At 70.5% G+C, this 12,267-nt stretch carries 10 protein-coding genes; 7 read left to right on the forward strand and 3 right to left on the reverse strand.

The features are described from left to right. Window positions 1-121 precede the first annotated feature (121 nt). The 5 genes from AC07PV_RS14195 to AC07PV_RS14215 all read left to right on the forward strand — a co-directional run bounded on the left by AC07PV_RS14195 (window position 122) and on the right by AC07PV_RS14215 (window position 5,482). The gene (locus AC07PV_RS14195; RefSeq protein WP_494630534.1) at window positions 122-1,696 is read left to right on the forward strand and encodes a methyl-accepting chemotaxis protein; all 1,575 of its coding nucleotides are present in this window, start codon (window positions 122-124) and stop codon (window positions 1,694-1,696) included. Between the two features lie 115 nt (window positions 1,697-1,811). Next, window positions 1,812-2,942, forward strand: coding sequence for a BMP family ABC transporter substrate-binding protein (locus AC07PV_RS14200; protein ID WP_492254759.1), 1,131 nt, complete (start codon window positions 1,812-1,814; stop codon window positions 2,940-2,942). An 83-nt stretch (window positions 2,943-3,025) separates the two neighbouring features. After that, entirely contained in the window at window positions 3,026-4,324 is a 1,299-nt protein-coding gene (gene guaD / locus AC07PV_RS14205) for a guanine deaminase (protein WP_218293630.1), read from the forward strand. A gap of 80 nt (window positions 4,325-4,404) precedes the next feature. Further along, the gene (gene dcd / locus AC07PV_RS14210) at window positions 4,405-4,977 is read left to right on the forward strand and encodes a dCTP deaminase (RefSeq protein ID WP_056167817.1); all 573 of its coding nucleotides are present in this window, start codon (window positions 4,405-4,407) and stop codon (window positions 4,975-4,977) included. Between the two features lie 145 nt (window positions 4,978-5,122). After that, complete coding sequence (locus AC07PV_RS14215; protein ID WP_494630535.1) at window positions 5,123-5,482, forward strand: hypothetical protein; 360 nt, start codon at window positions 5,123-5,125, stop codon at window positions 5,480-5,482. A 75-nt stretch (window positions 5,483-5,557) separates the two neighbouring features. Here the strand turns inward: AC07PV_RS14215 and AC07PV_RS14220 are convergent, their stop codons facing one another. From AC07PV_RS14220 to pcp, 3 genes are all read right to left on the reverse strand, one after another. After that, a complete protein-coding gene (locus tag AC07PV_RS14220) occupies window positions 5,558-7,249 on the reverse strand; it encodes a sensor domain-containing diguanylate cyclase (protein WP_494630536.1) in 1,692 nt (563 codons plus the stop codon). Then, window positions 7,246-8,211 (reverse strand): delta(1)-pyrroline-2-carboxylate reductase family protein, encoded by a 966-nt coding sequence (locus tag AC07PV_RS14225; RefSeq protein WP_494630538.1) that lies wholly within the window; start codon window positions 8,209-8,211, stop codon window positions 7,246-7,248. The genes AC07PV_RS14220 and AC07PV_RS14225 overlap by 4 nt, the downstream gene beginning before the upstream one ends. A gap of 70 nt (window positions 8,212-8,281) precedes the next feature. Continuing rightward, window positions 8,282-8,959, reverse strand: coding sequence for a pyroglutamyl-peptidase I (gene pcp / locus AC07PV_RS14230; protein WP_492245844.1), 678 nt, complete (start codon window positions 8,957-8,959; stop codon window positions 8,282-8,284). 154 nt (window positions 8,960-9,113) lie between these two features. On the opposite strand from pcp, the gene ypfJ reads away from it, so the two are divergent. Beyond that, the gene (gene ypfJ / locus AC07PV_RS14235; protein ID WP_218293637.1) at window positions 9,114-9,989 is read left to right on the forward strand and encodes a KPN_02809 family neutral zinc metallopeptidase; all 876 of its coding nucleotides are present in this window, start codon (window positions 9,114-9,116) and stop codon (window positions 9,987-9,989) included. Window positions 9,990-10,061: 72 nt separating this feature from the next. Next, entirely contained in the window at window positions 10,062-12,257 is a 2,196-nt protein-coding gene (locus tag AC07PV_RS14240; protein WP_494630540.1) for a SulP family inorganic anion transporter, read from the forward strand. Window positions 12,258-12,267: the final 10 nt, after the last annotated feature.

Here is a 12,267-nt window from a genome sequence, read left to right on the forward strand (position 1 = left end):
ATCATGGGTTTCTGTAAGCATTTGTTGGCATCCACCGGATGCCCGCGTGCCCTGAAACGGCCCTGCGGGGCCCTAATTTTTTGTGCAGGCGTCTGCGCTGTTTCCTACCGGAGTGTTTTCCATGTTTCTCAATCAGTTGTCCATCGGCAAGCGCCTTACCCTGGTGCTCGGTGTGATCCTCGCGCTGTTCCTGGCGAGCAGCATCGTGGCGGTGGTCCGGCTGGGCCAGCTTGGCGCCGAGATCGACACCATGGTCAACGACAACGTCAAGACCGAACGGGCGGGCTCGGACTGGCTGCGCCACACCACGTCCGGGGTGCAGCGTGCCGCGGCCATCGCCAAGAGCAGCGATGCCAGTCTGATCCCGTACTTCGCGCCCGCCACGGCGGCTTCCATCCGCGACACCAATGAACTGCAGAAATTCATCGAGTCGAAAATGGACACGCCCGAGGAAAAGCAGCTGTTCATCAAGGTGGGCGAACTGCGCAAGAGCTATCTGGCCGCGCGGGAAGAGGTGAGCAAGTTCAAGCAGGCGGGTGACGCCGAGAACGCGAACAAGGTGTTCACCGAGCGCTTCGAGCCCACCTCGCGCAGCTACCTGGCCGGCGTGCAGGAAATGGTGGATGCCCAGCGCGCCCAGCTGGACGCCGCCGGCAAGCGCAGCGAAGAGCTGCGCGCGCAGACCACCTTGCTGCTGCAGCTGTGCACGGCCATCTCGCTGGTGCTCGGTGGGCTGCTGGCCTGGCTGCTGGCCACCAGCATCACGCGTCCTTTGCGCCACGCCGAGGCCATTGCCGAATCGATCGCCGACATGGACCTGACCGGTGCGCCGCAGGCCAGCTACGCCAACGACGAAACCGGCCGCCTGCTGCGGGCGCTGGACCTCATGCGCAGTGCGCTGCACGGCTCGCTGCAGCAGGTGCGCGGCGTGGTGGACAGCATCTCCACCGCCAGCACGCAGATCGCCATCGGCAACCAGGACCTGAGCGCGCGCACCGAGCTGACGGCCGCCAACCTCGAGGAAACGGCGAGCTCCATGGAAGAGCTCACCAGCACCGTGCGCCAGAGCGCCGACTCCGCCGTGCAGGCCAACCAGATGGCCGCATCGGCCGCCCAGGTGGCGCAGCGCGGCGGCGAGGTCGTGGCCCAGGTGGTGAGCACCATGGACGCGATCAACGCCAGCAGCAAGAAGATCAGCGACATCATCGGCACGATCGACGGCATCGCCTTCCAGACCAACATCCTGGCGCTGAACGCGGCGGTGGAAGCCGCCCGTGCGGGCGAACAGGGCCGCGGCTTTGCCGTGGTGGCCAGCGAAGTGCGCAGCCTGGCGCAGCGCAGCGCCGAAGCGGCCAAGGAGATCAAGACCCTGATCGGCCAGTCGGTCGAGAAGGTGGAATCGGGCGCCGCGCTCGTGCAGAACGCGGGCAGCACCATGGACGAGATCGTGAGCTCCGTGCGCCGCGTGACCGACATCATCGGCGAGATCAGCGCCGCCGCGTCGGAGCAGAGCCAGGGCATCAGCCAGGTGAACGTGGCGGTGAACCAGCTGGACCAGATGACGCAGCAGAACGCCGCCCTGGTGGAGGAGTCCACCGCCGCCGCCGAGAGCCTCAAGGACCAGGCCGCACGCCTGGCGGACGTGGTGGGCGCGTTCCGCCTCGGCGCGCCGTCGAACACGCCGCGGCTGCGCTGAGGAAGCGCTGCGCCAGTGCGGACGCCCCCCGCTGGCTACAATACCGCCCTTGCAAAGGCTGCTGTCCCGGCAGCCTTTTGCTTTTTCTGTCATCGGGACCATGTAGAGGAACACCATGTACAAAAACCTCGCCACCGCACTGCGTGCGGCTTGTGTGAGTGCGCTCGCGGGCGCCGTTTTCATCTCCCCCGTTTTTTCCCAGACTGGCGCGGCCGCTCCCAGGGCGGCGCCCGCCGAACCCGTCAAGGCTGGTTTCGTCTACGTCTCGCCCATCACCGAGGCGGGCTGGACGCGCCAGCACGAAGAAGGGCGCAAGGCGGTGGAGGCCGCGCTGGGCAGCCAGGTCAGGACGACCTTCGTCGAGAACGTGGCCGAGGGGGCCGATGCCGAGCGCGTGATCCGCGACCTGGCCGCCACGGGCCACCAGATCATCTTCACGCCCAGCTTCGGCTACATGGAGCCCACGCTCAAGGTCGCGCAGGACTACCCGAACGTGAAGTTCGAATCCATCACCGGCTACAAGACGGCCGCCAACGTGGCCGTGGCCAATGCGCGCTACTACGAAGGGCGCTACCTGGCGGGCATCGCGGCGGGCCGCATGAGCAAGACCGGCGTGGCGGGCTACGTGGCGGGATTCCCGATCCCCGAGGTGCTGCAGGGCATCAACGCGTTCACGCTGGGCATGCGTTCGGTGAACCCCCAGGCCACCGTGAAGGTGGTGTGGATCAACGTGTGGTTCGACCCGCCCAGGGAGCGCGATGCGGCCATGGTGCTCTTCAACCAGGACGTGGATGTGATCGCCTTTCACACCGGCTCCACGGCCGTGATGGCCGCCGCGCAGGAGCGCGGCAAGATGGCCGTGGCCTACCACTCGGACATGCGCCGCACCGGGCCCGATGCCCAGATCGTGGCCGTGACCCACCAGTGGGGCCCCTACTACACCGAACGCGTGCGCGCCGTGCAGAACGGCACCTGGAAAAGCGCCGCCCTCTGGGGCGGGGTGCGCGAGGGCATGATCCGCGTGGGCGACTTTGGCTCCCGGGTGCCGGCGGCCGTGCAGCAGGAGGTGCTGGCCGCGCAGAAGGCCATTGGCGCGGGCAGGCTGCAGCCGTTTCGCGCGGGCAAGGCCCCGGTGCGGGACAACGAAGGGCACGAAGTGATCGCTGCGGGCCAGGCACTCTCCGATGCGCAGATCCTGCAGATGAACTGGCTGGTGGAAGGGGTGCAGGGCAAACTGGCGCGGTGATCCTGCCGTCTCGCCGGCGCGTGCTATAGCCACTATGGGGCGCGCCATATGCAAGCCGCCGTCCCTGCCGCTAAGCTTGCGCCATGCCTGTCTACCGATCCGCCCTCCTGCGCTTTGCCGATGACGGCACGGCCCTCTACGATGAAGACGGCCTGCTGGCCGTGGGCCCCGACGCCGGCGGCCGCCAGCGGGTGCTGGCGGCGGGCGGGTGGCAGGCCTTGTCGCACCGGTACGCCGGCGAGCCTGTCGTCCACCTGCCGGGGCGCATTCTGGCGCCGGGCTTCGTGGACATGCACATCCACTTTCCGCAGACCGATGTGATTGGTTCCCCCGCCGAGGGCCTGCTGCCCTGGCTGGAGAACTACACCTTTCCGCACGAGTCTCGTTTTGTCGATCCGGCCTACGGCGCCGAGGTGGCGGGCTTCTTCGTCGACGAGCTGCTGCGCAACGGCGTGACCACGGCGCTGGCGTTCGCCACCTCGCACCCCGCATCCGTGGATGCGCTGTTTGGGGAGGCGCAGCGCCGGCAGATGCGCCTGATCACCGGCAAGGTGCTGCAGGACCGCCACTCGCCCGACGGCGTGCGCGACGAGACAGAGCAGAGCCTGCTCGACACCGAGGCCCTGATCCAGCGCTGGCACGGCGTGGACCGCCTGGGCTACGCGATCACGCCGCGGTTTGCGCCCACCAGCACGCATGAACAGCTGCGCGGCGCGGGCGAGCTGGCCGCGCGCTATCCGGATGTATGGATCCAGTCGCACGTGGCCGAGAACCGCGACGAGATCCGCTGGGCGCGCGAGCTGTTTCCGGATGCGCGCAGCTACCTGGCGGTGTATGACGGCTTTGGCCTGATGCGCGAGCGCGCGGTGTACGCCCATTGCATCCACTTCGACGACGACGACCGGGCGCTGATGCGCGACACCGGCACCGTGGCGGCCGTCAGCCCCACCAGCAACCTCTTTCTGGGCAGCGGCTTCTTCGACTACGCGGGCGCGGACCGCGTGGGCTTTGGCTACGGCCTGGCCAGCGATGTGGGCGGGGGCACCAGCTTCAGCCCGTTCCACACCATGCTGGCGGCCTACTATGTGGGCCGTGAAGGGCAGAGCAAGCAGGGCCTGAGTTTGTCGCCCCGGCAGCTGTGGTGGCGGCACACGGCGGGGGCCGCGAAGGCGCTGGGCCTGGCGGGCGTGGTGGGCAATCTGCAGCCGGGCTGCGAGGCCGATTTTGTGGTGCTGAACCCTGAGGCCACCCCCCTTTTGGCGCGCAAGACCCGCCAGGCGCGCAACCTGGATGAGCTTTTGTTTGCGCTGATCGTGCTCGGCGACGACCGGGTGGTGCAGGAAACAGTGATTTCTCAAGCAAAATACGGCTCTAGCGCTTGATATTCATGCGCTACCAGCTACGTATTTAATAGCGCCCGGCAGTCCACCACTGTGCGGGCCACAGCGCAGGGAGTTCTGCTATGAGCATCAAGAGCGACAAATGGATCCGCCGCATGGCGGCCGAGCACGGCATGATCGAGCCTTTCGAGCCAGGCCAGGTGCGCGAGGCCGAGGGCCGCAAGATCATCAGCTACGGAACCAGCAGCTATGGCTACGACATCCGCTGCGCGCCCGAATTCAAGGTGTTCACCAACATCCACAGCACCGTGGTGGACCCGAAGAACTTCGACGAGAAGAGCTTCGTGGACTTCCATGGCGACAGCTGCATCATCCCGCCCAACAGCTTCGCGCTGGCCCGCACGATGGAGTACTTCCGCATCCCGCGCAACGTGCTCACCATCTGCCTGGGCAAGAGCACCTATGCGCGCTGCGGCATCATCGTCAACGTGACCCCGTTCGAGCCCGAGTGGGAAGGCTACGTGACGCTGGAGTTCTCCAACACCACGCCGCTGCCCGCGCGCATCTACGCGGGCGAGGGCTGCGCGCAGGTGCTGTTCTTCGAGAGCGACAAGGACGACGTGTGCGAGGTGAGCTACCGCGACCGCGGGGGCAAGTACCAGGGCCAGGTGGGCGTGACCCTGCCCAAGGCCTGACATCGGCCGCCTGCGCGGCCGGCGGGCCGCCAGGGGCCGCGTCCTACAGCGCGTCAGCCCGTTGGCTGAAGTGCAAGCGCAGGTAAGGTTCTTAGCATCGTGTCATGCCACCCCGATGTCGCGGTGGGCAAGAAGGAGTCCTCCCATGCTGACCTTTGCTGCGCCGTTCACACCCGCCAAGGCCCGGGGTACGGGCCTTTCCCTGCACGCCGCCTGTGGCGCGGGCGACCTCGGTTTCGCGCCCTCGCAGCCGCACGGCGGGCCGCAGGTGCATTATTGGCCGTGCGAATCGCTCAATGCCTTCGTCCTCAAGATGGCGGCGGCGGGCCATTGCGTGAACACCGCGATGATGCTGGGACACCGGCCCTACGCGCTGGAACAGCTTGCCATGGCGCGCGCCGCGAACGACGGCGGCCTGAATGCATTGGCCGAGCGGCTCCAGGCCTATTTCGACGCGACCGCCCCGCAAGGCTGCGCCGTCGTGGCGGACATCGACGGGGCCTAGGTGGCACCGGGCCACGCGCCAGCGCGGCTCCATCCATCTACCCACCCATCCACCCATCCACTCACACTCCGTTTCTCAGGCCTCCACGCAGACCCGGTTGCGTCCCTGTCCCTTGGCTTCGTAGAGCGCGGCGTCGCCCCGGCGCAGGAGGTCCGTGCCGTTGTCCTGCAGGCTGCGCATGCTGGCCACGCCGGCGCTCACGGTGATGAGCCCGACCACCGGATCCTGCTGCCCTGCCATGGCCGCGACCAGGGACTGGGCAATGGCCTGGGCGCCCGCCAGGTCGGTATCGGGCAGCAGCGCCACGAACTCTTCCCCGCCCAGCCGCGCCACCACGTCCGAGTTGCGCAGCCGCACCTCCAGCGTGCGTGCCAGCCGGCGCAGGACTTCGTCGCCCGCCTCGTGGCCGTAGGTGTCGTTCACGCGCTTGAAATGGTCCACGTCGATCGTGATCAGGCTCAAGGGGCGGCCGCTGCGCCGGGCCAGCGCCAGCGCAAACGCCATCTGCGTTTCGAAGCCCCGGCGGTTGAGCAGGCCGGTCAGCGCATCGGTGCGGGCCTGCAGGTCCAGCGCGCGGTTGGCCGCCTCCAGCTCCAGCGTGCGCACGCGCACCTTCTCTTCCATGGCCTCGCGGGATGCCAGAAGCCGGTGCGTCATGCGCCCGAGGGCACTTGACAGCTGGCGCACTTCGCGGCTGCTGTGCGCCTGCGGAATGCGGGCCCCGGCCTTTTCGGCTTCCACGGCGCTGGCGGCATCGGCCAGCGCGTACAGATCGTCGCTCAGCCGGCGTGCCGCCAGCCAGGCCAGCACCGAGGCCAGAAGCGCGGCAGCCAGCCCGATGGCCAGGGCCATGCGCACGGTGCGGCTCGCCTCGGCGAAGGCCAGCGCCACGGGCTCACGGGCGACGACCCGCCATCCGAGGTCGCTGGCGCTGCTGCGCGCCCGCAGCGGCACCATCGCCGTGAGGTAGCTGCGGCCGTCCCTCCACGGCACCACGGCCGCCGGGCTGGCGGCCCGGTCTCCGGGCGCCGCGGCCCCGGCCGGCAGGTGCTGCCCGGCCTCCCGCAGGGCCTGGGTCTGGCCGCCGGGGGCATAGATGAGCTGGCCCTCGCGGTCAAAGACAAAGAGTTCCACCGCGCTGTCTTCGGTGTGCGCGGGCGTGAGGCTGACCATGACCTCGCGGGTCCATTCCCAGCTGCCATGGATGCCCACCACGCCCACGGTGGTGGGGCCGATGCGGATGGGGGCCGCGAAGTCGACGAGCCGGTAGGGTTCGCCCGAGGGGTTGGGGGGCAGCAGCTTTTCCAGCAGCTTGGCCGCGTGCACGTCCCCCACGTGCAGTTTCTGCAGACCTTCCTGGAACCAGGGCCGCTGCGCCACGCTCTGGCCCACGAGCAGGCCGCCCGTGGCCGTGCGCACCACCCCCTGGGCGTCGGCCACGCCGATCCACACGCTGTGGGGCTGGGTGGCCTGGCTGCGGGCCAGCATGTGGTGGCCTTCGGGGGTGTCCAGCCCCTTGACCCAGACCACTTCGGCGGCGGCCAGCACCTCGGCTTCCCGGCTGCGTTCCAGCAAGCCGTTGGCCAGCAGCTTGCCGGCGTTCTCGGCGATCACCTGCAGGGCGGTGCCGGCATCGCGCTCGATGCGCCGCTTGAGCAGCTCTCCGAAGGCGAGGGACAGCAGCACCGCCAGGCCCACCACCAGCGCGCCGAACACCAGCGCGATCTGGGCGCGCAGGCTGTGGTCCGAGAAGCGGAGGAGGGTCATGGCGTGGCCCGCGGGGCGTGCCCTGTCGACACCGGCGGGTGCACCGCGAGGCGTGCCGCCGCCAGGTCCCAGCCTGCCCAGCCGCAGCTCTTGAACAGCACGGGGCCTTCCGGGGGGATGGGCCGGCCGTGCAGCACGTCCCGCAAGGTAGGCAGCACGCCCACATCCATTCCTGCCTGCAGCAGATCGCCGGCCTCGTGGCGCGCATCGTCGCTGTCCAGCACGATGTGCCCCCGCAGCGCCACGTGGCGGCACAGGGCCGGCGCCAGCTCGGCCATCGCGGGGGTGTAGGCGCCCACCGCCGCCACGAAGGCATCGGGTCGTGGCGGCGCGGCCAGCACGACGGCGTGCGCGGGCGTGCAGGTGGCGATCAGCGGGCAGTGCGGCACCGCGTCGTCCGCGTTCGCCACCACGCGCGCCCGGGCGCCCAGCGCATGGGCGCGCCGGACCAGCGCCTCGGCGCTGGCCGCGCTGCGCGAGGCCACCCACACCTCGCGCACCGCCATGCCCAGAACAAACGCCTCCAGGTGGGCCAGGCCCTGCACGCCGGCACCCACGATGAGCAGTGGCCCCTCGGGCGCGCGCGCGAGGTGCCGTGCGGCCAGCAGCGACACCGCCGCGGTGCGCCGCGCGGTGATCGTGGGGCCGTCGAGGACCAGGCGGCGCTCGCCGGTCGCGACATCAAACACCACCACATCCCCCTGGATCGCGGGGCGGTGGGTTCCCGCGTTGCCTGGTGTCAGTGTGATGAGCTTGGCCATGGCCACGCGGCTGTCGGCCGCGGGCATGACGAACAGGTTGGCGCCCCCGGCCAGCGCCACCACCGTGCGCGCAGGAACCGCCACCGAACCGTCCCGCAGCAGGGCCGCGATCTCGTCGGCGAGCGCATCCCAGGGAAGGCATGCCGCGGTGGCCGCGGCGTCCAGCGCGCGGGGGGATCCGGAAAGAAGGTGGGAAGGCATCGCGAGACTTTATACAGGGCCATGGTGCCGGGGAAGCGGGCAAGCCCGTGGTGCGGAGACCGGCATTCAGTCAGTGCGTGGCGCCGGCGCCCAGCGCGATGTCGTGGCGGACCAGCATGGCGGCCCACAGGGCGGCATGGATGCCGCGCACCATCTCCCGCAGCGCCAGGTGGGGCGTGCCCTGGCCTGGCAGCCAGGGCACGTGCACGAAGCCGCCGCGGGTGCCCGGAAGGTCCGCGTCCTGCGCCTGCAGCATGTGCATCAGCCCGTACAGCACATGGTTGCAGACAAAGGTGCCCGCCGTCTGCGACACCTCGCAGGGCACCCCCGCGCGTTGCACGGCGCGCAGCATGGCCTTGACGGGCAGGCTCGCGAAGTAGGCGGCGGGGCCGCCGGGCACCACGGGCGTGTCGACGGGCTGGCGGCCGGCGTTGTCGGGAATGCGGGCATCGTTGATGTTGATGCCCACCCGTTCCAGCGAGAGCGCGCCGCGCCCGCCCGCCTGGCCCAGGCAGACGATCAGCGCGGGCCGGTGGGCCTCGGCCAAGGCCCGCAGCTGCTGCAGCGATTCCCCGAACACGGTCGGCAGTTGCGCGGCCACCACGCGATTGCCGGCGATGTGCTGCCCGTGCAGGGCCTCGGCGATGAGCCAGCTGGGGTTCAGGGCGTCGCCCCCGAAAGGGTCGAACCCGGTGAGCAGGATGACCCCGCCCGCGAGGGGGGCGTAGTGCGATGCGTCGTGGAGCATGGAGGGAGTGCGGGCGGGTTGTGGCCAGGTCGATGGTGGAGCATGCCCGCGGGGCGCGGACAGGCAGGCCATCGTAATCTGCCCTTGGAGTTCCTGCCGGGCGCGTAATATGGCGGCAATGCCTTCCGCAGGGCGAGGGCGCTGGAGATACGGTATGAAATGGGAAGGCAATCGCGAATCGGACAACGTGGAGGACCGCCGCGGCGAAGGCGGCGGCGGATCGCCGGTTTTTGGCGGACGCAGCATCGGCATCGGCACCATCGTCATCGCCCTCGTGGGCGGCTGGGTGCTGGGCATCAACCCGCTGACCATCCTGGGGCTGCTCAGCGGTGGCGGCCCCCCCGCGCAGGTGCAGTCGCAGGGGCCCGCCCAGCGCCCGCCGGCGGACGACACCATGGCCCGTTTTGTCTCGACCGTGCTGGCCGATACCGAGGACGTGTGGAAGGCCGTGTTCCGCCAGGGCGGCGGCAGCTACCAGGAACCGCGCCTGGTGCTGTTTCGCGGAGCCACGCCCACGGCCTGCGGCACGGGCCAGGCGGCCATGGGGCCGTTCTACTGCCCGGCCGACCAGAAGGTCTACATCGATCTCGGTTTCTACGAGACCCTCAAGAGCCGCCTGGGCGCCCCGGGCGATTTCGCGCAGGCCTACGTGATCGCGCATGAGGTGGGCCACCACGTGCAGAACCAGCTGGGCATCAGCGGCAAGGTGGACCAGATGCGCGGGCGCGTGAGCAAGACGGAATACAACGCGCTGTCGGTGCGCCTGGAACTGCAGGCCGACTGCTTCGCGGGCGTGTGGGCCCACCATGCGCAGAACGCGCGCCAGATCCTGGAGCAGGGCGATGTGGAGGAGGCCATGAACGCGGCCGCCAAGATTGGCGACGATGCGCTGCAGCGCTCGAGCGGCGGCGCGGTGGTCCCCGAGAGCTTTACCCATGGCACCAGCGCCCAGCGCCAGCGCTGGTTCAACAACGGGCTGCAAAACGGCAGCGTCAAGGCCTGCGACACCTTCTCGGCCCGCAGCCTGTAGCGCGCTGGCCGCCGCGGCGGGTTGCACCCGGTGTCCGGCGGCCCGCAAGCCCTGAGAAAAAACACGGTTGCCATGTCCGCCACCGCCTTGTCTTCGACGGCTTCGGCCCACGGTCCCTCCGGCGGCGCCAGCAGCGGGGTGGCCGGGCCCCTGCCGCAGCCGCCCTCCTCGGGGGTCGCGGCGGCATGGTCGGCCGCGGCGGTCACGGTGCCCCATGCGGTGGGGCTGGGCCTGCTGGCGTTCGCACCGCTGGCGGGCGACTACCCGCTGGCGGCCCTGGCGCTGTGGTCCGCCGCGCTGCCGGGGCTGCTGCTCACGCTGGCCGCGCCGCGCGCCGGCGTGGTGTATGCGCCCACCACCGTGGTCGCGCTGCTGTTCGCGGCGGTGCTGGCCACCGCCCACGGCGCGGCCCCCGCGCTGGGCCTGAGCGCGCGCCAGGTGCTGGCCGTGAGCGGGGCGACGGTGGGGCTGGCCTTCGTGTTCCAGTGGCTGCTGGGTGTATTGCGGCTCGCTTCCGTGGCGCGATTCCTGCCGATCTCGGTGACCCACGGCTTCGCCGCGGGGGTGGGCTTGTCCATGGTGGTGGGCCAGGTGCGCAATGGGTTTGGCGCGGGGCCCGACGCGCTGTGGGACGCGCGCACCGGCTGGCATGCGCTGGCGGCCGCGGCCGTGGTGGCCATCGCCTGGGCGCTGCGCCACCGCTGGCCCCGTTCGCCGGGCCTGCTGTCCGCGGTGGTCCTGGTCACGCTGGGGGTGGCGCTGGCCGGGCTGTGGGGCGGCGGCCTGGGGGCCGTGTTCGCACCCGCCGTGCAGCCCAGCAGCTTCGCCGGGCCGCTGTGGCCCGACTGGACGGGCATCCCCTGGATGGCGCTGGCCCAGCAGGAGGGCTCGGCGCTGGTCGTGCTGGCCTTGCTGATGGCCCTGGTCAACAGCCTGGAGATCCTGGTGTTCAACCAGGAGCTGGAACTGGAGCACGGGCTGCGCGGCAATCCCAACCTGGCCCTGCGCCGCGAGAGCCTGCTCGGAGCGCTGTGCGGCCTGGCCGGAATGATCCCCGCATCGACCAGCGCATCGCGTTCGCGCATCGTGCTGGCGCAAGCCGGGGCCTCGCGCGACGCGCCGCGGTGGCATGCGGCGATCATGCTGGGCGTGGCCGCCACGGGCGCATGGTGGCTGCACTGGGTGCCCATGGCCTGCCTGGCGGGCGGCCTGGTGCTGGCGGGGCTGCTGCAGGTGCCGGGCCTCATGTGGTCGCTGCGCTATGCGCGCAGCTCGCGCGTGACCTGGGCGCAGAGCTGGCTGGTGGCGCTGGTGTTCGCCGTCATGGGCGGCGTGGGCGCGCTGGTGGCGGGCCTGGTCGTGGCCACGTTCGTGCTGCTGCACGACTCGGCCGCCAAGGTGCTGCGGCATGTGCGGCTCGATGGCGAACTGCGCTCGCGCCGCCTGCGCCGGGCCGGGTCCGACACCTGGCTCGTTCCGCGCATGAACCAGATCGCCGTCTTTGAGCTGCAGGGGGTGATGTCGTTTGGCGTGGCCGCCCACCTGGCCGAGCAGGTGCGTTTGCTGCTGCAGCCGCGCCACCGGTGGGTGATTCTCGATGCGGGGCGCGTGCCCGCGTGGGACAGCACCGCGCTCGCGCAGCTGCGCGCCCTGGTGCGCGACCTGGGCCACCAGGGCATCGCGGCGGCCGTGGCGGCGCTGGACCCCCTGGCCGCCGAACAGGCCAGGGACCATGTGCGCTCCTTTTCCGATGTGGACCGGGCCCTGGAATGGGCGGAGGCCGGCATCCTGTCGCAGCGGCCCATCGAGCAGCGCCCGGCCCATCCCGCCCGGGACCTGCTGGGCGAGATCGGGGAAGGCGTGCCGCGCGCGGCGAGCGACGCCCTGCTGGCCTTGCTCGAGCGCGAGACGGTGCCGGCACGCGGCGTGGTCTTCAATGCGGGCGACACCGACCACGACCTGCTCGTGGTGCAGTCGGGCCACATCACCCTGGTCACGCAGTGGCCCCCGGAAAAGGGGCTGCGCCTGGCCACCGTCGGTCCGGGCATGGCATTTGGCGAGATGGCGTTCCTCAATGGGGCGGCCCGCAGCGCCAGCGCCGGGGCCGAGCGGGGCAGCGCACACCTGGTGCGCCTGTCCCGCGCGCATTTCGACGCGTGGGCCCGCCAGTACCCGGAGGCGGCGCTCACGGTGATGAATAACCTCGCCCAGATCGGGGCGAGGCGCCTGGCGGCCACCACCCGCCAGCTGCGGGCGGTGCTGGAGTAGTTTTCCGTCC

The organism is Acidovorax sp. GW821-FHT09A11, from assembly GCF_059418365.1.